This window comes from Nonomuraea sp. NPDC048892 (assembly GCF_040649735.1).
GTDB classification, from domain to species: domain Bacteria; phylum Actinomycetota; class Actinomycetes; order Streptosporangiales; family Streptosporangiaceae; genus Nonomuraea; species Nonomuraea maheshkhaliensis.
This window is the reverse complement of the sequence record NZ_JBEZFZ010000026.1, coordinates 111,715-129,857: the sequence shown is the minus strand read 5'-3', so window position 1 is coordinate 129,857 and position 18,143 is coordinate 111,715. Positions and strand designations below refer to the sequence as shown.

At 70.0% G+C, this 18,143-nt stretch carries 19 protein-coding genes; 9 read left to right on the top strand and 10 right to left on the bottom strand.

The window, feature by feature from the left end; translation table 11 throughout:
* The first annotated feature begins 383 nt into the window (after positions 1–383).
* Positions 384–608 carry a hypothetical protein gene (locus tag AB0C28_RS46130; protein WP_357856736.1) on the top strand — a complete coding sequence of 75 codons (225 nt, stop codon included), beginning with the start codon at positions 384–386 and terminating at the stop codon, positions 606–608.
* A 60-nt stretch (positions 609–668) separates the two neighbouring features.
* On the opposite strand, the gene AB0C28_RS46125 is transcribed toward AB0C28_RS46130, so the two are convergent.
* On the bottom strand, positions 669–914 hold the full coding sequence (locus AB0C28_RS46125; RefSeq protein WP_357856733.1) for a hypothetical protein: 246 nt from the start codon (positions 912–914) through the stop codon (positions 669–671).
* A 424-nt stretch (positions 915–1,338) separates the two neighbouring features.
* Between AB0C28_RS46125 and AB0C28_RS46120 the strand changes: the two genes are divergently transcribed.
* Together AB0C28_RS46120 and AB0C28_RS46115 are read left to right on the top strand one after the other, a co-directional pair.
* Positions 1,339–2,211: a helix-turn-helix transcriptional regulator gene (locus AB0C28_RS46120; protein ID WP_357856730.1), complete on the top strand. Its 873-nt coding sequence runs from the start codon at positions 1,339–1,341 to the stop codon at positions 2,209–2,211.
* A gap of 27 nt (positions 2,212–2,238) precedes the next feature.
* A complete protein-coding gene (locus AB0C28_RS46115) occupies positions 2,239–2,439 on the top strand; it encodes a DUF397 domain-containing protein (RefSeq protein ID WP_357856727.1) in 201 nt (66 codons plus the stop codon).
* 44 nt (positions 2,440–2,483) lie between these two features.
* Here the strand turns inward: AB0C28_RS46115 and AB0C28_RS46110 are convergent, their stop codons facing one another.
* The 3 genes from AB0C28_RS46110 to AB0C28_RS46100 form a co-directional block, all read right to left on the bottom strand.
* Positions 2,484–4,157, bottom strand: a complete 1,674-nt coding sequence (locus AB0C28_RS46110; protein WP_358082366.1) for a DUF4328 domain-containing protein — start codon at positions 4,155–4,157, stop codon at positions 2,484–2,486.
* 116 nt (positions 4,158–4,273) lie between these two features.
* Positions 4,274–5,464, bottom strand: a complete 1,191-nt coding sequence (locus tag AB0C28_RS46105) for an FAD-dependent monooxygenase (RefSeq protein ID WP_358082363.1) — start codon at positions 5,462–5,464, stop codon at positions 4,274–4,276.
* Positions 5,461–6,855, bottom strand: a complete 1,395-nt coding sequence (locus AB0C28_RS46100; RefSeq protein WP_358082361.1) for an MFS transporter — start codon at positions 6,853–6,855, stop codon at positions 5,461–5,463. The genes AB0C28_RS46105 and AB0C28_RS46100 overlap by 4 nt, the downstream gene beginning before the upstream one ends.
* A gap of 170 nt (positions 6,856–7,025) precedes the next feature.
* Between AB0C28_RS46100 and AB0C28_RS46095 the strand changes: the two genes are divergently transcribed.
* A complete protein-coding gene (locus AB0C28_RS46095) occupies positions 7,026–7,658 on the top strand; it encodes a TetR/AcrR family transcriptional regulator (protein WP_357856715.1) in 633 nt (210 codons plus the stop codon).
* 62 nt (positions 7,659–7,720) lie between these two features.
* Complete coding sequence (locus AB0C28_RS46090) at positions 7,721–8,962, top strand: DUF6596 domain-containing protein (protein ID WP_358082358.1); 1,242 nt, start codon at positions 7,721–7,723, stop codon at positions 8,960–8,962.
* A gap of 7 nt (positions 8,963–8,969) precedes the next feature.
* Here the strand turns inward: AB0C28_RS46090 and AB0C28_RS46085 are convergent, their stop codons facing one another.
* A complete protein-coding gene (locus AB0C28_RS46085) occupies positions 8,970–9,614 on the bottom strand; it encodes a response regulator transcription factor (protein ID WP_358082356.1) in 645 nt (214 codons plus the stop codon).
* Positions 9,611–11,599, bottom strand: a complete 1,989-nt coding sequence (locus tag AB0C28_RS46080) for a histidine kinase (RefSeq protein WP_358082354.1) — start codon at positions 11,597–11,599, stop codon at positions 9,611–9,613. The genes AB0C28_RS46085 and AB0C28_RS46080 overlap by 4 nt, the downstream gene beginning before the upstream one ends.
* A 158-nt stretch (positions 11,600–11,757) precedes the next feature.
* Here AB0C28_RS46080 and AB0C28_RS46075 point away from each other — a divergent pair, with 158 nt between their 5' ends.
* Entirely contained in the window at positions 11,758–12,435 is a 678-nt protein-coding gene (locus tag AB0C28_RS46075; protein WP_358082350.1) for a hypothetical protein, read from the top strand.
* A gap of 189 nt (positions 12,436–12,624) precedes the next feature.
* The gene (locus tag AB0C28_RS46070; protein ID WP_358082347.1) at positions 12,625–13,602 is read left to right on the top strand and encodes an alpha/beta hydrolase family protein; all 978 of its coding nucleotides are present in this window, start codon (positions 12,625–12,627) and stop codon (positions 13,600–13,602) included.
* Positions 13,603–13,651: 49 nt separating this feature from the next.
* On the opposite strand, the gene AB0C28_RS46065 is transcribed toward AB0C28_RS46070, so the two are convergent.
* From AB0C28_RS46065 to AB0C28_RS46055, 3 genes are all read right to left on the bottom strand, one after another.
* Positions 13,652–14,113, bottom strand: a complete 462-nt coding sequence (locus AB0C28_RS46065; protein WP_357856697.1) for a hypothetical protein — start codon at positions 14,111–14,113, stop codon at positions 13,652–13,654.
* Between the two features lie 173 nt (positions 14,114–14,286).
* A complete protein-coding gene (locus AB0C28_RS46060) occupies positions 14,287–14,952 on the bottom strand; it encodes a nitroreductase (protein ID WP_358082344.1) in 666 nt (221 codons plus the stop codon).
* A gap of 84 nt (positions 14,953–15,036) precedes the next feature.
* Positions 15,037–15,444 carry an ArsI/CadI family heavy metal resistance metalloenzyme gene (locus AB0C28_RS46055; RefSeq protein WP_358082341.1) on the bottom strand — a complete coding sequence of 136 codons (408 nt, stop codon included), beginning with the start codon at positions 15,442–15,444 and terminating at the stop codon, positions 15,037–15,039.
* Between the two features lie 382 nt (positions 15,445–15,826).
* Here AB0C28_RS46055 and AB0C28_RS46050 point away from each other — a divergent pair, with 382 nt between their 5' ends.
* Both AB0C28_RS46050 and AB0C28_RS46045 read left to right on the top strand, forming a co-directional pair.
* A complete protein-coding gene (locus tag AB0C28_RS46050; RefSeq protein ID WP_358082375.1) occupies positions 15,827–16,210 on the top strand; it encodes a VOC family protein in 384 nt (127 codons plus the stop codon).
* Between the two features lie 407 nt (positions 16,211–16,617).
* A complete protein-coding gene (locus AB0C28_RS46045) occupies positions 16,618–17,022 on the top strand; it encodes a MerR family transcriptional regulator (protein ID WP_357856688.1) in 405 nt (134 codons plus the stop codon).
* Between the two features lie 301 nt (positions 17,023–17,323).
* Here the strand turns inward: AB0C28_RS46045 and AB0C28_RS46040 are convergent, their stop codons facing one another.
* The gene (locus tag AB0C28_RS46040) at positions 17,324–18,106 is read right to left on the bottom strand and encodes an alpha/beta hydrolase (RefSeq protein ID WP_357856685.1); all 783 of its coding nucleotides are present in this window, start codon (positions 18,104–18,106) and stop codon (positions 17,324–17,326) included.
* Positions 18,107–18,143 lie beyond the last annotated feature (37 nt).

Sequence of the window (18,143 nt, the reverse complement as noted above, 5' to 3'; positions counted from 1 at the left end):
TTCGTCGACCACAACCCAGCCGAGAGCCTCGGCCCACCAGCGCCCGAGAGCGACAGGGTCGGCGGAGTCGACGATGATCTGTTCCCATTCCAGTGCCATGGGCTTGAGCTTAGACAGGACCGGCAGCCCGGCCTCGGAGGAGGCGATCATGTTCGTGATCCCGGAAGTGGACCGGGCAGGCGACTCCTTCCTCTCCTCCGCCGACCGCTGACAACCCGTCGAGCGGTCCACCCCCGCAACCGAGGGGAAGCATCATGACGAAGATCGCCATCATTCTCGGCAGCACCCCCTGAGTACAACCGCTCCTTCCCCGGCGTGCTGAAAACGCCCTCGACCGCGTCTACGCCGAAGGGAACAACAAGGCCTATGGCCTGGACGGCGGAGTGCGCGCCGTCGAAGCCCTGCGTCCGGTCCTGGGCGCCCTGCAACTCGCCAACGTCGCCATGCAGGTCACCTTGAACATGCACACCGACTTCGCCGGCTTCGGTGCCGAGTTCACCCCCGGCGAGCACCAGGGCCCCGCCCTGACCGCGATGCTCGACCAGCTCCTGTCATGGAGCAACGCCCTTGCGCGGACCCGCGTCAACGCGACGACCGGCGCCTCCTGAAACACCCCAAGCCGCGTCCGCCCGCCGGCGCTCGACGCCGAAGCCGTGGCGGTGATCGTCTCAGGTGCCCGTTCCGGAACCTCCGTCGTTCTTGACGGGTGAGTCCGGTGCCCTGATCGCGCCCGTCGCCGTGAGGTACGCGGCGAAGGCCATGGAGACCGCCATAAAGGCCCCGCCTGCCGCGGCGAACGCCGCGAGCGGCTCCGCCCCAAGTTCGCGGGTGAAACAGTACGCGATCAGTCCTGCGATGAAGGCCGTCTCCATCGCGTGAACCAGCCAGTGCAGAACCCGTACAGCATGGACCATGATCGGGGCCCTCTCCTCTCGCCACGCGAGTCAACACGCAAGCGACAAGGAAGCCGGGAACGCGGAACCCGCCTTGCGCTTGGCGATGCAGCACGGATGTCCCAGGTGCATGGACGCGGCGCAGGATCAGAGGCACGGCAGTGGGCCCGACTGGCGCTCGAAACCGAGCTGCGGGGATGGGACGACGCCACCGGCCAGACGGTCTTCTTCGTCCGACACGGCGTCATGTCGCCCATCCTTCCTTGATTGTGATGCCCAGTGGGCTACCCTCAGGGTATGGCGCTGGGAAGCTCAGCGGGATTCCCGCCGGGAACAGTGTCAGGAATCTCAGCGGTACATAGTTGATACGTCCCGGTGAGGATTCCGATCGTACGACTTCTGGTTGGGCATGATCGTCTGACACGCTCGGAGAGGAGGCATCCCGGTGGCACAAGGCAGTCCTGCCGTGTTCCGCAGCCGCATCCTGAGCGAGCTCCGCAAGCGGCGTGACGCGGTCGGCCTCACCGGCCCTCAGGCGGCGAAGACCCTCGGCTGGTCGACCTCGCGGTTCTCGCGCCTGGAGACCGGACAGATCCTGCTCAACATCAAAGATGTGGAGTCGCTGCTCGATCTCTACGAAATGCCTGAGCCAGGCCGCACTCTCCTGCTCGAACTGGTTCCCCAGGCGACTGTTCCGGAATGGTGGGAGCCGTACGCCGAGGCGATCCCCGTTCAGTACCGGGAATATCTCGGCTTCGAGAGCGGGGCGGCGGAACGATGGGAATGGCAGTCGCTGGTGATATCCGGGCTGCTGCAGACGGAACATTACTCCCAGGCGCTCATCGACGTCCCTCACATCGCTCAGTTGACACCCCGGCAGGTCCGCCGGCGCGTGGAAATTCGCATGGCCCGTCAGCGGCGATTCATCGACGATCCTTCCACCGTCCACAACGTCGTCATGGACGAGTCGGTACTGGCCCGCCGGATCGGTGATGACGCCATCATGACGGCCCAGCTCCGCCACATCGCGGAGCTGGCGAAGCTGTCCAATCTCAACATCCAGATCCTGCCCAACAGCAGGGGCCTCCCCGGAGGCTACATGTCGAATTTCATTCTGCTGAGGTTCCCGAAACTTGAAGGCCTCGGCGAGTTGCACCCCGACGTTCTTTACCAGGAGGACGACGCGGGTGGGCAATTGGATGCCGATGAAATGAGGGCACACCGTCATTTCATGGCATTCAAGTATCTATCGGAAGCCGCATTAAGCTCTCAGGACACGATCCGCTACATCGAGGAGCGCATGCAAAAATGGAAATAAGTCACTCGATCATCAGGTAAAGGAACCATGAACAACTCCACCAGCCCTGTCTTCAACAACTGGCGCACGAGCTCCTACTGTGGGACCAATGGCGAGTGCGTCGAGGTCGCGGCGATGAACGGGCGGGTTGCGATACGCGATTCCAAGAATCCGGGCATGGGCATGCTCGTCATGCCGGAAGCCGACTTCGAGAACCTTCTTTCTCGCATAAAGAAGGGCATCGTTTAGCGTTCGACCGCGGGGCCTGCGCTTTCCGGAGGCAGGCCCCGCGGTCAGCTGTTGAGTCTGGCCGCCTGCATGGTGCTCAGCCGACGCACCGACCAAGCGGTGACGATCGTCGTCGGTACGGCCAGGACGTGCAGGGCCAGGCTGGCCCAAACGTCCGGCGTGAACTCGTACATCCGGATCAGGTCGTCGTCCGTCGTGCGGTCGTCGTGTGTCGCGAGGAGTGTCGTCCACTCGACCCAGAACAGGGGCCAGGTCAGGAAGGTGACCAGCCACAGGATCCACCAGGTGTGCAGGAGACCGGCCGGGGCCGTCGTGCCGCCGCGTTCGGGCGGGCTGGAGGCGTGCCAGATGTCGTCGGCGATCTGCTTCGGCAGCCACAGGTTGCCGATCGGGATGAACCAGCCGTAGACGGCCATGGCTTGGCTGCGGCGCAGCCGGCCGGGCGCGAGCCGTTCGGCGACGGCCCGGACCCGGAAGAACCACAGCAGCCAGCACGCCGTCAATCCCAGGCCGGAGACGACCTGGGCCGCCAGCATGATCTTGCTGACCGTCTCGATCTCCTCGAAGACCTCCGGCTCATACCACCGTCCCGCGTCGTCGAAGACATCGAGCTGGTAGACCACGGTGCTCGCGGAGACCAGGGCGAAGAGGGCGAGCAGCACATAGACGGCGATCTGGTGTCCGGTGGCACGGTACGGCTTGCTGCCGTTGCGCAGCTGGCGGCGTTCGTCGGCCAGCGAAGGCTGGAGCGCCCGCGGCTGATCCGCGTGCCTGGGTGGTGGTGGCGTCATCGTACGGGGGCCACCGGTGCCGGGCCCGGTGGCCGGGTCGTGCGGGGCGGTCAGCGCCAGGGTCCGGCGTTCGGCGATGACCTGAGTGAGCGCCTCAGGCAGCCACGGCCCCTGACCGGGCGAGGCGAGCGCGGTGAGGTTGCTCAGCACGTGCTCCAGGCCAGGCCGGGCGACGGGGTCCTTGGCCAGGCAGGCCGCCACCAGAGCGGCCAGTGGAGCGGGCACCCCGCGCAGGTCGGGGTCGGCGTGCACCACGCGGAAGACGACCGCGTGAACGGGCCCCGACCCGAAAGGGCTGCGGCCGGTCGCGGCGAAGGCGAGCACGCAGCCGAGCGAGAACACGTCCGAGGGCGGCCCGACCTCCTGAGCCATGGCCTGTTCTGGGGACATGAACGCGGCGGTGCCCAGCACGGTGGAGGTGCGGGTGTGGCTGGTGGCGTCCAGGGCGCGGGCGATGCCGAAATCGATCAAGCGGGGCCCGTCCTCGGCGAGGATGACGTTGGCGGGTTTGAGGTCGCGGTGCACCATCTCGCAGGCGTGCACGGCGGCGAGTCCTTCGGCCAGCCCGGCTCCCAGCACCGCGGCCGACTCCAGGGACAACGGCCCATGGTCTTCGATGGCCTGGTGCAGGGAGGGGCCGGGGATGTAGGCGGTAGCCAGCCACGGCTGGTCGGCGTCGGTGTCGGCGTCCACTACCTGGGCGGTGTAGAACCCGCCGACCTTGCCGGCGGCCTCCACCTCTGAGGCGAAGCGGCGCCGGAAGTCCGCGTCGTCGGCCAGTTCGGGGCGTACCACCTTGACGGCCACCAGGCGCCCGCCCGGCGAACGGCCCAGGAACACCTGTCCCATCCCGCCCCCGCCTAGCCGTGCGTGCAGCCGATAAGGGCCCATCTGGGTCGGGTCGCCGTCACGTAGGGGGTTGGCCATGGCACCGTTTCCGCGTTGAGATCCTTACCGGTTGCTGACAATGATCCCAAAAGGTGCGCTCCGGAGGAAATCTTCGACGTTCGGCGCAAGGACAAGGGCGGCGCTCCCCGAACCTGTCAGTCGGGCAAGGTGAGGGCCGAATGGGCTGAGATCGCCTCCGCGCCCCGCAGGGTGGTGAGCCCGCGCAGCATCTCGTTGCGCTGCTCCAGCGCCTCGGCGGTGGTCGGGAAGAGGGAGGCGCCGCCCTCGTCCACCAGCCCCTGGTTCTGGGTGACGAACGCGCGCGTGTCGCGTTCGTAGGCGGCGAAGCCCGTGGCGTGGTCCTGGTTCGCCAGCGAACCGGCCAGCATGTACGCCCCGACGAGCGCGAGGCTGGTGCCCTGCCCGGTGAGGAACGAGGGCGCGTACGCGGCGTCGCCCACCAGCGCGACCCGGCCGCTGGACCAGCGGGGCAGGCGGATCTGGGCGACCGTGTCGAAGAACAGGTCGTCCGCCGCGCGCATGGCGGCCAGCATGCCGGGAACCTCCCATCCCGCGTCCACGAACACCGACGCGACCAGGTCCTGCTGCGCTTCGGGGGTCGGGAACTCGTCGAACGGCCGCCGCGGACGGGCGAAGTTCAGGAAGGCGTGCACCTGGTCGTCGTCGTCCCCGGTGGCGTAGAGCGCCGCGGCCCGGCCGGGGGTGTTCCACATGACGAGTTCCCGGGAGAGCCCGAACGTGTTGCGCATGGTGAACACGGCGAAGCAGTAGCCGAGGTACCGGTCGAACAGGTGCTCGGGGCCGAACAGCCGCTCCCGGGTGCGCGAATGCATCCCGTCCGCGCCGAAGACCAGGTCGAACGTGCGCCGGGCGCCGCCGCGGAAGGTGACGTCCACCCCGTCGCCGGACTGGTCGAGAATGTCGATGGAGTCGCCGAACAGAAACTCGGCGTCGTCGCGGACCGTCGCGTGCAGGGCGTCGCTCAGGTCACCGCGCCGCACTTCGAGGTCTCGTCCCTCGGTGTCGCCGGTGACGGTGCCGGGGCTGACCGAGGCCACCTGGCTGCCGTCCTCGTCCAGGAAGGTCATCCGGCGCAGGTCGACGTGCGCGTCGCGCAGGCGCGGCAGGATGCCCATGCGCTCGACCACGTCGAGCGCGGTGCCGCGCACGTCGATGGGGTAACCGCCGTTGCGGACGGTGGCCGCCTTCTCCACCACCGTGACGGCGAATCCGTGGCGGTTCAGCCAGTACGCGAGGGCGAGCCCCGCGACGCTGGCCCCCGACACCAGGACCTCGCGCTTCCGCGTGCTGTGGATGTTCGTCATTGTTCTTCTCCTTTGTCCACTGTGCGGACGGCGAGCAGCGCCAGTGCCACGACGGCGCTGGCGATGCCGAAGCCGATGATGAAAGCCGATTCGTCCGGGACGTTCGCCCCGGAGGGGGTCATGGCGGTGAGGAGGATGCCGCCGAGCTGCGCGCCCGCGGTGAAGCCGATCACGCGGGTCACCAGGATCAGGCTGGTGGCGGTGCCGGTGTCGCCGCCGTCGCCGGTGGTGGCGGTCTTGACGACCACCGCCGTGACGCAGATGCCGCTGGCCAGGGAGATCAACATCTTGCCGATGACGAGCTGCCAGACCTCGCCGTGCATCAGCGCCACGGCCGCCAGTGTGGCCGTGGTGCCGGCGATGCCGGCGGCGACCGCCGTGCGCGCGCCGAACCGCCGCGCCGCGAACCCGGCGATCGGGCCGCTGACCGCCGCCGCGACGGCGCTGGGCAGCAGGTACAGGCCCATGTCGCTGGCGCTGGCGCCGAAACCGTAGGCGTCGGCGGGCACCGCGAACAGCTGCGGGACGAGATACATGGACGCCGCGGTGCCGAGGCAGACGGCGAACGTGATCGCGTACGAGCTCCACATCCCCGGCCGCGCGAGCAGGCGCAGGTCGACCATCGGCGCGGCCGAGCGGCGTTCGACCCGGATCCAGCCGATCACGAGGCCGGCCAGGAGCAGGACGAGGGCGCTGAATTCGAGCGGCCGGCTGCCGGCCTCGGGCACCATCGGGAGCACCAGCATGAGCGTCAGCAGGGCGCCGCTCAGGAGAACCAGGCCGGGCCAGTCGATCCTGGTCTCGGATCGGGTGGGCGGGTCGTCCGGGATCAGCCGGTGGACGAGCACGGTCGCCACGGCGATGGCGATGGTCGGTATCGCGAACATCCAGTGCCGCGACAGGCCTTCCGCGATGGGCCCGGAGATCATCGAGCCCACCAGGTTGCCGCCCACGAACATGCCGCTGACCACGCCGATCGCCGCGTGGGCCGATCCGGGAGGAAGGTGCTTGCGTACGAGGATGAACGAGAGCGGCAGCGCGCCCACCATCGCACCCTGCAGGATCTGCCCGGCCAGCAGCACCGGCAGGTTGGGCGCCAGCGACGACACCAGGCCGCCGGCCAGCACCACGGTCATCAGCAGGGTCATGACCCGCCTTCCGCCGAAGCGGTCGCCGAGGGTGCCCGAGACGGGCAGCAGGAGGGCGCCGCTGATGAGCAGCGCGGTGCTGAGCAAGGCCCCCTGGGCCGGGCTTAAGGCCAGCTCGCGTTGCAGCAGCGGGAGCGTCGGCGTCAGCACCGACTCCAGGGCGCCGGTGGCGATGGCCAGCAGGCTCAGGGCGCCGATGGCGGCCTTCCCGATGCCGACCGGTGGAGCCAGAGATGTAGTCATGGACGTCCTTTCCTGGTGACCGGGCGAGCGGCGCGCGCGGCCCAGAACTGCTGCTGGGGGACGTGCTCGGAACAGGAGTGCGGCGCGATCCATGCCGCCGCGAAAATTACACTACAACATGTACTGTAGTTCATTACAACGATCGGTGTAGTTCCGCTAGGATTCGATTCATGCCGCCTACGAAGACGCTGCGTGAAGGATCCGCGAAGAAGCGGGCCGCCATCCTCACCGCGGCCCAGGAGCTGTTCCTCACCAACGGCTTCGACCGGTCGAGCATCGACGCCATCGCCGCCCGGGCCAAGGTGTCCACGCGCACGGTCTACGACTACTTCGGCGACAAGCAGACCCTGCTGCACGCCGTCGTCGAGAACATCGGCCAGTCGCTGATCACCACGATCCAGCGCACCCTCGACGACACGCTCACCGACCTCACCGAGGCCGGCGAGCTGGAGGACGCGCTCGTCACGTTCTCCATGAGAATCGCCACCGACATGCTCAACTCGGCCGAGTACGCCACGCTGCAACGCCTGGGCCAGACAGAGTCCGACCACCTGCCGCCCAGGGACGACCGCGCGATGGCCAACGCCCCCGACGAGGCCGTCGGCGAGCGGCTCGCCGCCCTGGCCAGGGCCGGGCTGCTCGACGTCCCCGACCCGCGGCTCGCGGCCGACCACTTCATCGCGCTGACCTTCGGCGTCGCCATCAGCCGCCTCGGCTCCGCCAACGCGGCGGGCGACGACCGGGTCCGGCCGCTCATCGTCGAGGGGGTGCGGGCGTTCCTGCGGGCGTACGGGAAAAGGTGACACGTGTGCCGTCAGGGAGGATCGAAAGCGTGGGACCGGAAGAGCGAGGTGCGGCCGTTCCTGTGAACGAGATCGACGTCCATGAGGCGGTCACCCAGGCTCACCGCGAGGAGTGGGCCCGGGTGGTCGCCGCCCTGACCAGGCGTTTCGGCGATCTCGACATCGCCGAGGAGGCGGCGGCCGAGGCGTTCGCGACCGCAGTCGAGCGGTGGCGGGCCGACGGCCTGCCGCCCAACCCGGGCGCCTGGCTGACCACCACCGCCAACCGCAAGGCCATCGACCGGATCAGGCGCGAGAACAAACGCGACGACAAGCACAAAGCAGCGCAACTCGTGAACGACACCGCCCCGCCTGAACCGCTGGGCGCCATCGACGACGACCGGCTCCGGCTGATCTTCACCTGCTGCCATCCGGCGCTGGCGATGGAGGCGCGGGTGGCGTTGACGCTGCGCATGGTGGGCGGCCTGACCGTGCCCGAGATCGCCAGCGCGTTCCTGGTGCAGCGGACCACCATGGAGCAGCGCATCACCCGCGCGAAGGCCAAGATCAAGGCGGCTGGGATCCCGTACCGGATGCCGTCCGCCGGCGACCTGCCGGTCCGCGTCTCCGGCGTGCTGGCCGTCCTGTTCCTCGTCTTCAACGAGGGTTACCTGGCCAGCGGCCCTGACAGCGATCCCGTACGGCACGACCTGACCGCCGAGGCGCTCCGGCTCACCCGCCTGATCCGCGCCCTGCTGCCGGACGACGGCGAGGTGGCCGGGCTGCTGGCGCTGATGCTGCTCATCGAGGCCCGCCGCCCCGCCCGGGTCTCGGCCGGCGGCGAGCTGGTCCCCCTGACCGAGCAGGACCGCGGCGTCTGGGACGCGGAGCTGATCGCCGAAGGTCACCGGCTGGTACGCGAGCGCCTGGCCGCCGCCGCGGCCGGGGCGGCCCCCGGCCGCTACCAGATCCTCGCCGCGATCAACGCGGTGCACACCTCCGCCCGCGACAGCCGCGACACCGACTGGTCACAGGTCCTCGCCCTCTACGACCAGCTCGTCCGCCTCGACCCCTCGCCGATCGTCGCCCTCAACCGGGCCGTCGCCATGGCCGAGCTCGACGGGCCGCAGGCGGCATTGTCCGTCGTCGACGGGCTCGCCGAGGCGCTGACCGGCTATCACGCCTACCACGCCGCCCGCGCCGACCTGCTGCGCCGGCTGGGCCGTGGGCGGGAGGCGCGCCTGGCGTACGAGCAGGCCATCGGCCTGGCGGGCAACACCGCCGAGACCGCCTACCTGACCCGCCGTCGTGACGAGCTGGGGTAGATCTCCCCTACTCGGAGGGCCGGCCCAGCCCGGCGTCGCGGGCGCGGATGATGGCCTCGGCGCGGTCGGCGACCTGGAGTTTGGCGAAGATGCTCGAGATGTGGTTGGCCACGGTCTTGGGGGAGATGCCTAGGCGGCGGCCTATCTCGCCGTTCGGGCGGCCGTCCGCGATCAGGTCGAGCACGTCCCGCTCCCGATCGGTCAGCTGGGGAAAAGGCACCTCGGCCGGCGGAGGGGCGGAGAAGAAGCCGAGCACCCGCTGCGCGACGCCGGGCCCGAAGATCGCCTCACCGGCGGCCACGGCCCGGATGGCTCGTACGATCTCGTCCTGTTCGGCGCCTTTGAGCAGGTAGCCGCGGGCTCCGGCGCGCATGGCGGCGAACACCGAGTCGTCGTCGTGGTACATCGTCAGCATGAGCACCGCGACGTCGGGGGCGTCGCGGGCGATCTGCCTGGTCGCCGCGATGCCGTCCAGATCGGGCATCTGGATGTCCATGACCAGGACGTCCGGGTGGAGGGTGACGGCCTGGCGCACGGCCTCGCGGCCGTCGGCGGCGTCGCCGACCACGGTGAGCCCGTCGATGGAGCCGAGCAGCGCGCGCAGGCCGCTGCGCACGATGGGGTGGTCGTCGGCCAGCAAAACAGTGATCATGATGCTCCCATCGGCAGGATGGCCGCCACCTGGCCGCCGTCGGGGCCGGGGCCCGCTGTCAAGGATCCGCCGAGTTCGGCGGCGCGTTCGCGCATGGATGACAATCCCACTCCCGGTGTCCACGCGTGAGGCGAGTCGCCGTTGTCGCTGACGCGCAGCTGTAACTGCGTGTCGGCGTCGATCCGCACGTGGATGCGGCTGGCGCGGGAGTGGCGTACGGCGTTGGTCATCGCCTCGGTGGCGATGCGGAAAGCCGCCGCCTCGACCGCTGCCGGCAGTGCGGGCAGGGTGTCGGGGGCGGTCACGTGGACGGCGATGCCGTCGCGTCGCAGGTGGGTGGCGCGTTGCCGGATCGCCCCGACCAGGCCGAGATCGTCCAGGGCGGGCGGGCGCAGGTCGTAGACGAGCCGGCGGATGTCGTTGATCGCCTGGGCGGTCTCGGTACGGAGTTCGGCGACCAGCTCCCTGGCCGCGTCCGGGTCGGTGGCGATCAGGTTGCCGGTGGCATCGGCCTTGAACGTCACCCCGGTGAGCACGGGGCCGAGCCCGTCGTGCAGGTCGCGGCGCAGCCGCCGCCGCTCCTCCTCCCGGGCCACGACGATCTGCTCGCGGGAGTGCTGCACCTGCTCCGACAGGGCCAGGGCGTGCACGGCGACCGACAGCGGCGCGGCGAGCAACCGCAGGATGGCATGGTCGGCGCCGCTGAGGCGGCTCTCCCCCGGGCGCAAGCCCACCACCAGCTCACCGACGTCCTGCTTGCCGTAGCGCAGCGGGTAGGTGTGCAGGTGGTGCGGAGGACGACCGGACACGACCACCTCACCGGCGGTGTTCAGCGCCGCGTACGGGATCCGCAGCGCTTCGCGCACCGCCTCCAGCACCCCGGGCAGCCCGGCGTCCAGGCGTTCGCCCACCCGCGAGACGGCTCGCATCGGGTCGGCGCGGTCTCCGTACAGGATCCGGTCGACGACCCGCTGCAGGCGAACCCGCACCGGGTTGAACCCGACCGCGATCAGCACCGTGGCCGCGACAGAACCACCCAGCCCCACCTGCCGCCGCATCACGGTGTCCAGCACCGCGACCAGGGCCATGTAGGCGCCGGCGACCCCGGTGGTCAGGAGCGCGTACAGCACCGTACGGGAGAAGACGAGCCGGATGTCCAGCAGCTGATGACGCAGGATCGCCACCATGATCGCAGCCGGGATGAGCGGGATGGCCAGCAGGATCAGGACCGGCCCTGACGCGAAGACGCCCCAGACCGTCAGGACCACCGCGACGACCAGGACGGCCTGCAGCAGCCACAGCAGCTGGCGGCGGCGCGCCTCGTCCCCTCGCCGGTAGCGGACGGCCAGCGCGACCAGGCCGATCACGACGGTGATGACGACGCGTATCTCGCTGACGAGCCACAGCGGCGCCAGCCCGGCATGGCCGGAAAGGACCAGATATCCGCTCAGCCCGGTGCCCATCCCGTCGGGGCCGGCACCCATCTCCAGCACGAACAGCGGAGCGGTGGCCACGGTGGCCCACATCAGCACTCGCAGGGCCGGCCCCGCCGCCCGGCCGTCGGGGAACAGCTGCAGGATCAGCGGCAGGCACAGCCCGATCGACCACGGCCAGGCGTAGGCGCCCACCGTCACGAGCACGCGCAGCGCGGCGGTGGGCCAGCCGGTGTCCTGGCCGTACTGGACCAGCGGGACGGCGACCGCCGACGTCGCGTGGCCGAGGCCGTCGGCGATCAGCAGCCAGCCGATCGGATTGCCCCGCCGGTGCCAGGCGATGAGCAGGCCGCACATCGAGAACGCCAAGCCCATCGCGGCGTTCGTCACGACGAAGGAGTCCAGGGCCGCCGACACTCCCCTGCCGAGGACCACACTGCCGATCACGGCAGCGCACACTTCCGCGAACGCCACGCCGGACAGCGCCACGGCCGCCGCGCGACCGGCTCGGCTCCGCGGGCGATCGGCCTCGGCAGCGGGTGCGGTGGTCACAGTCACATGATGAGGGCCGCGGTCCTGCTTGTCCTGGGGGCCGATACCCGGACCGGCCGGGAGAAATTCCCGGCCGATATCCCCGGGACACCCTGACCGAGGGGAACGGGTCACGCACACGCTGGTGGTCATCCGATCCCCCTGCCAAGGAGAGAGCCATGACCGCCACCGTCACGCCGGCGACGAGCGCCGCCCCATCCCGGGTTCGGCGCCTGGGTCTCGGACTGCTCGTCGCGATCGGGCCACTCAGCATCGCGGCCGTCCGCGCGATCCTGCCGTACGGCACCACCGACACCTCGGCGGAGTTGTTCACCAAGATCGCCGCCCACCAGGACGTCGGGTCGGCGGTCCTGTGGCTGTCTCTGCTGGCCACGTTCACCCTGGTGCCGGGCACGATCGCGCTCGGTCTGCGGGCCGCCGGGCACAGCCGCCGGCTCGGCACGGCGGCGCTGGTGATCTCGGTGGCCGGCTTCTCCGGACTGCCGGCGATCGTGGCCGTCGATCAGGCGGCGCTGTCGGCGGCGGCCGCGGGCGTGCCCGCCGACGTCGCCGCCCGCCTGCTCGATCAGCTGATCGGCGAGCCCACTGTCGCCGCCGGCACCACGATCTTCGTGATCGGGCACATCGTGGGCGTGGTGCTGCTGGGGATCGCCCTGTGGCGCGGCGGCATCCTGCCGGGCTGGGCGGGGTTCATCCTGGCGATCTCACAGCCGCTGCACCTGGTCTTCGCGGTGATCGCGCCCAACCAGCTCCTCGACGGCTGCGCCTGGCTCCTGACCGCGATCGGCTTCGCCCTCGCCGCCGTGTCCGCGCCCCGTACCCCCGCGACACCCTGACGTTCGATTCTCGACGACCGTCGTCGGGTCGGGGCAGGTCTTGCTCGTGGCCGTGACGGCCCCAGGGTTCCCCCGATCCCGGCGGCATGCGCAGACTGTCTCTCCTGACCACGGGCCGGGGGCGGCCAGGGGGAAGGCAGGGGCCGTACCCGATGCCGGGCACGACGGTGGCGGCCGACGCTGGGTGCCATGACTCGCTTACCGAGATTCCGGGGCGGCCGCAGAACGCTGCCGCTCCTGCTCGCCGCCGTGCTGGCGCTGGGTGCCACCGCGGGGCCCGCGCTCGCCGCGCCGGCTCGCGCGCACGTCGTCGACGAGCAGCGGGTACGGCCCCGCGTCGTCGACCTGACCATCGACTCTCCCGCCCTGGGGAAGACCGCGAAGGTACGGCTCCTCACCCCCGACGGCTGGCAGCGGCGCGGCCCCCGTGACCGCTGGCCGGTGCTCTACCTGCTGCACGGCCTGGGTGACTCGCACCGGACCTGGACCCGTGACAGCGACGTCGAACGGCTCGCGGCGCTGCGCGACGTGCTGGTCGTGATGCCGGACGCCGGTTTCGCCGGCTACTACACCGACTGGTGGAACAAGGGGTCGTACGGGCCGCCAGGATGGGAGACGTTCCATCTCACCGAGCTGCGTCGCATCCTCGAACGCCGTTACGGGGCGGGTGAGCGGCGGGCCGTCGCGGGCCTGTCCATGGGCGGCTACGGCGCCCTGGCCTACGCCGCCCGGCATCCCGGGATGTTCCGGGCGGTGGCCAGCTACAGCGGTCCGGTCCACCTGCTGCATCCCGAGCACGTACGCAGGTGGCGGGTGGCGTTCGAACAGGCGCCGGAGTACCGCGATCTCTGGGGCGATCCGGTCGCCCAGCGCGCGATCTGGCGACGACACGACCCGTACGCGCTGGCCCGGCGGCTGCGGCCCGTTCCGGTCTTCCTGAGCTGCGGTGACGGGCGTCCAGGGCCGCTGGACAAGGCCGGAGCGAAGGCCGACGAGATCGAGGCGTTCGACAGGGTGCTGAACCGCTCGCTGGCCGGCCGGCTGGAGCGGGCCGGGGTGCGGGTGAGCACCCACTTCTACCGGGGCACGCACTCGCCGGCGTACTGGGAGCGGGAGCTCCATCGGTCGCTGCCCCTGCTGCTGGGCGCGCTGCGGCCGGCGAAGTAGCTCAGGCGGCTGCCGCCGCGGTGTCCACCGCGGCGGCCATGCCTCGGCATCAGGGGTAGATCGTGTAGGTCTTGGTGTTGTTGCACACGATCGTGCCCGGGAGGCAGCGCTTGGCCCTGATCGTGATCCGGTCGAGGTTGGTGCGGGTCGTGGACCAGTTGAAGCTCTTGTGGCCCTTCTTCCGGCCGGCCTCCTGGTACTGGCCGTAGATCTCGTCGCCGTTCTTCTTCTTGAAGGAGACCTCGACCACGGCCGTCCAGGCGTCGCTCTTGGTGTCCGTCACGCTGCCGCGCGCCTTACCGAAGCCGTTGGTGCAGAGCTGGAGCACGTAGCTGACGAAGCCGTCCTTCGTGTTGAGCTTGCTCCACTTCTCCTTGCATTTGGCCGAGGAGACACTCGACGAGGCGGAGGTGGTGGAGGCCGTGGCGGCGGTGGCCGGCGCCATTACGGCGAAGGCGGCAGAGACCCCGATGACAGTGGCGAGCGTCTTCGAGGGCGAGAGTTTCCGCATGATTTCGATCCTTGTCAGTGAGCGTGCACGTCGCGGCGCTCCACCTGTGACCGGAGCACCGCGAGGAACGCTAGAGACCGGCGGTATAGCGGGGGTATGTCCGCGGTAGGCCACGCGGTAGGCCGCCACCTGCTGTTCGCGGAACTCCGCCGGCCCGGGGCGCCGGGCGGGCCTCACGGTCCGATGAAGCGCACCGTTTCCGTCAGGTCCGCCCGGCCGGTACGCACGCGTACCGCGTCTTCCTTCTCGAAACCCACCGCGACGCCGCAGAGCAGGACGAGGTCGTCATCGGCTCCGACGATCTCACTGACGGTCCTGCGGAACATCGTCCACATCACCTGCGGGCAGCTGTGCACCCCCTCCGCCCGCAGCAGCAGCATGATCGTCTGCAGGTACATCCCCGCGTCCGCCCACTGCCCGGGGCCCATCGTCCGGTCGAGGTAGCAGAACAGGACGACGGGCGCGCCGAACGCCTCCGAGTTCAGCGCGGCGATCCTCATGGGCCGGTCGGGGGCGTCACGCCGGATCCCCAGGGCCTGGTACCGCTGGGCGGCCGCGGCGGAGAAGCGGTCCAGGTAGGGCGAGATGAGCTCGGCCGGATACATCGGATATTCCCGCTCATCGCCCGGGTCCCCCGCCTGAGCCCTGGCCGTCGCGCGCCGTTTCAGCTCGGCCAGCGGCTCGCCGGTCACGACGTACAGCTGCCAGGGCTGGAGGTTCCCGCTCGACGGGGCCCGCGCGGCGGCGGCGAGCACCCGTTCGAGCACGTCCATGGGCACCGGCTCATCGCTGAACGCCCGCACCGCCCGCCGGCTGTCCACGGCTTCGTACACGTCCATGTCCGCTCGTTCTCCCTCCGGCCGCGATCACCTTTCCCCCGACATCGTGCTCGTCCGGGGGGTACGGGTGGCGGCCGGGGTGCCTCACGTGCAGCACTGCGAGCCGGCCTGCCTGGTCAGGGTGTCGGCGTCGGCCTTGACCACGTACACCTCCCACGGCTCCGCGCCCGGCCCGTGCACCCACACCTTGTCCTGCAGCGCGTAGCAGCAGGAGGTGTCCTTCTCCTCGAACGTGGCCAGCCCGGCCTCGGTGAGCCGCCGGGTGGCGGCGGTGACCTCGGCGCCGTCCTCCACTTCGACGCCCAGGTGGTCGAGCCGCGTGTCCTCGCCGGCCTCGCCCTCGATGAGGACGAGCTTGAGCGGAGGCTCGGCGATGGCGAAGTTGGCGTAGCCGGGGCGGCGCTTGGCCGGTTCGGCGCCGAACAGCTTGGAGTAGAAGGCGATCGAGCCTTCCAGGTCGGCGACGCGGAGGGCGAGCTGAACGCGAGACATGACGATCTCCCATCCCTTTGTTTCGACGAACGTCTAAGCAGCCTCGAGTTTGCGCCTCTGCTTAGATATTTGTCAAATTAGATGCATGTCGAAGCGAGAGTCGCCGGTGCTCCCCTCCGGCGGGTGCTGCGCGCCGCCGTCACGGCGCCTCACGGGACTGTCAGTGCCCGTTCCAAAGCCGGTGATCTTCCATCGAGATCATGCTGGAGGCCGAAACGTCGCGTTCTGCAATTCACGAAGCGTGATCGCCCAGCTACCGATGGACGTAACGCCAACCATGCGGCTGTCGGTTGCAGATGAGGCTGTCGGCGTTCGCGTCGGGTTCAGGGTGAGTTGTCGGATTCCACCTTCGATCCTGATCTTGGTGCTGCAGAATGTCTGCATGGTCTCGGTAGTGCAGAACGTGGCGATCGACTGTGCAAATGCCTACGAACTCGCCCGGTTCTGGAGCGAGGTAACCGGTTGTCCCATGCATCCCGAGGACAGGCCCGGGGATGAGGAGACGCAGGTTCTGCTACCGCAGGGACCGCTGCTGCACTTCAACCAGGTTCCGGAGCGCAAGGCGGCCAAGAACCGGCTCCACCTCTGTCTGCGTCCGGAGACCTCGCGCGAAGAGGAGGTAGACCGCCTACTGGGGCTGGGCGCCTCCTTCGTCGTCGACCGCCGCGACCCTGATGGCACGGGCTGGGCCGTTCTCGCCGACCCCGAGGGCAACGAGTTCTGTGTCCTGCGCAGCGAGTCCGAGCGGGCCGCGACAACCCCGTGAGGCTGCGCTCCCGACGCTCACCACACCCCGGGCATCGCCGCTGAGGCTTCTCCGCCACCCCACAAGCATGCTCCCCGCCCACTTCAACGTGCCAGAACACCCGCCAGGGAAGATCACCGACTTTGGAACAGGCACTCAGGTGATCCCCCACGCGCACGCCGCCGCGGCCCGGGGCGCGAGGCCGTGGAGCACGGCCGTGACCCCGATCATGATCCAGGCCACCGGGAGGTAGGCACGCCGCGCGCGATGCCGCCCAGGGCCGCGAATCCGGTTTCGGGCGCGGCGCGGCCTCTGACGTACGGCCGCTGGTGCGCTTCGGGCGCGGACTCGGGCGAACGCGACAGCGCGGACGCTGCGCCGGATACCTTGGAGAGCAGACGTCGGAAGCAGGTGTGGTGACGGAGGTCATGGTGCGAATCGGAGAGCTGGCGGCGCGATCGGACGTCAGCGTCCGGGCCCTGCGCTACTACGAGGAGCAGGGGCTGCTGGAGGCGGAACGCAGCGGCTCAGGGCAGCGTCACTACGCCGGGTCCGCGATCGACCGGGTGCGACTGATCCAGATGTTGTACGCGGCCGGCCTGTCCAGCCGGACCATCGCCGAGCTGCTGCCCTTCGCCGAGGCCAGGGTGAGCACCCCGCAGATGCGGGCCCGGCTGAGCGCCGAACGCGATCGCATCGACTCCGAGATCGCCGCGCTGACCCTTACGCGTGACCGGCTCGACGCGATCATCCTGACCTCCGGGCATCCGGCCAGCGGGTGTACGTGGATCGCCGAACCCTCGATGCAGGCGAGCCATCCCGTGGCGACCTGATCACGCCGGCCGGGCCACGTCACGGCGCCTCCGTGCAGACGGCTTCGCGAAAAGCGTTGGCAGGGCTGGAGGAGACCACTCCGTCCAAGCAACCGGCGAGGCTCGAGGAGACCGCTCCGCGAAAGGCGCTGGCGGAGCTGGAGGGACGGCTCCGTAAAAGGGCGCCGGCGGGGCAGGGCTGGAGGAGACGGCTCCGCGGGCGCGCCGGGCACCCGTCGGCCCCGTCGGGCCAGTTGGCCTCATCGGCTCGGTTGGCCCTGTCGGCCCGGTCGGCTTTATGGGCTCAGTCGGCCCTGTCGGCTCAGTCGGTGAACACCTTCTCGGCCAGTTCCCGGATGACGCGCGCCACCTCGGCGGGCCGCTTCAGGTCGGCCCCATGGTCGGCTCCCGGCAGCACCACCCGCTCGCCGTTCGGCAGGACACGCTGGATCGCGTCCAGCCGCTCGGACAGGTGCGCCGGGCCGTGGTCGCCGCCGAGCAGGACCACCGGGACCTTGATCGTGGCGTAGGCGTCGAGGCGTACACCGAGCCGGTCCAGCGCCTCCAGGTCGTCGAGCTGCCTGGGGATCAGGCGGCGGTAGCGCGGGATAAGGGCGGTGATCGCGCCGACGAGCCGGGCCTGCCCATCCGGCAGCTCCACGGTGTCGCGCATGAAGATCCTCAACGCCTTGCCCGGCCGCCCCGACGCCATCGCCGCGCGAGCCCGTCGCAGCACCTCGCCGCCCTCTCCCGACAGCGGCGCCCCGATCACCGCGGCCGGCTCGAAGATCACGGCGCCGGCGAACGCGTCCGGTGCGGCCACCAGGGCCTCCAGCGCGACCACCCCGCCGGAGGAGTGACCGTAGAGCACCACCGGCTCTCCGGCGGAGCGGGCGAGCCTCAGCACGTCCTCGGCCTCCTGCTCCACCCGCACGGGCGCGCCGCGATCCGGCCGGTACTGCAGGCGGTCCAGTCGCAGCACCCGGTAACGGGAGGAGAGGATCGCGGCCACTCTCCCGCATCGCCTCCCGTCGGACAGTCCTGGATGGACCATCACGATCGGCCGCCCCTGGCCTTCGTCGTACGTACGCACCACGCCTCCCATTTAGCATCGCTAAGGATGCCCCTTAGCAATGCTAAGC

Excerpts from the sequence above, each read along its gene's own strand:
- AB0C28_RS46050 (WP_358082375.1), top strand. The coding sequence starts at position 15,827 with ATGGTCTCGGTAGTGCAGAACGTGGCGATCGACTGTGCAAATGCCTAC.
- AB0C28_RS46065 (WP_357856697.1), bottom strand. The coding sequence starts at position 14,113 with ATGCGGAAACTCTCGCCCTCGAAGACGCTCGCCACTGTCATCGGGGTC.
- AB0C28_RS46125 (WP_357856733.1), bottom strand. The coding sequence starts at position 914 with ATGGTCCATGCTGTACGGGTTCTGCACTGGCTGGTTCACGCGATGGAG.
- AB0C28_RS46075 (WP_358082350.1), top strand. The coding sequence starts at position 11,758 with ATGACCGCCACCGTCACGCCGGCGACGAGCGCCGCCCCATCCCGGGTT.
- AB0C28_RS46115 (WP_357856727.1), top strand. The coding sequence starts at position 2,239 with ATGAACAACTCCACCAGCCCTGTCTTCAACAACTGGCGCACGAGCTCC.
- AB0C28_RS46110 (WP_358082366.1), bottom strand. The coding sequence starts at position 4,157 with ATGGCCAACCCCCTACGTGACGGCGACCCGACCCAGATGGGCCCTTAT.
- AB0C28_RS46085 (WP_358082356.1), bottom strand. The coding sequence starts at position 9,614 with ATGATCACTGTTTTGCTGGCCGACGACCACCCCATCGTGCGCAGCGGC.
- AB0C28_RS46045 (WP_357856688.1), top strand. The coding sequence starts at position 16,618 with ATGGTGCGAATCGGAGAGCTGGCGGCGCGATCGGACGTCAGCGTCCGG.
- AB0C28_RS46060 (WP_358082344.1), bottom strand. The coding sequence starts at position 14,952 with ATGGACGTGTACGAAGCCGTGGACAGCCGGCGGGCGGTGCGGGCGTTC.
- AB0C28_RS46055 (WP_358082341.1), bottom strand. The coding sequence starts at position 15,444 with ATGTCTCGCGTTCAGCTCGCCCTCCGCGTCGCCGACCTGGAAGGCTCG.
- AB0C28_RS46095 (WP_357856715.1), top strand. The coding sequence starts at position 7,026 with ATGCCGCCTACGAAGACGCTGCGTGAAGGATCCGCGAAGAAGCGGGCC.
- AB0C28_RS46105 (WP_358082363.1), bottom strand. The coding sequence starts at position 5,464 with ATGACGAACATCCACAGCACGCGGAAGCGCGAGGTCCTGGTGTCGGGG.
- AB0C28_RS46100 (WP_358082361.1), bottom strand. The coding sequence starts at position 6,855 with ATGACTACATCTCTGGCTCCACCGGTCGGCATCGGGAAGGCCGCCATC.
- AB0C28_RS46070 (WP_358082347.1), top strand. The coding sequence starts at position 12,625 with ATGACTCGCTTACCGAGATTCCGGGGCGGCCGCAGAACGCTGCCGCTC.
- AB0C28_RS46040 (WP_357856685.1), bottom strand. The coding sequence starts at position 18,106 with ATGGGAGGCGTGGTGCGTACGTACGACGAAGGCCAGGGGCGGCCGATC.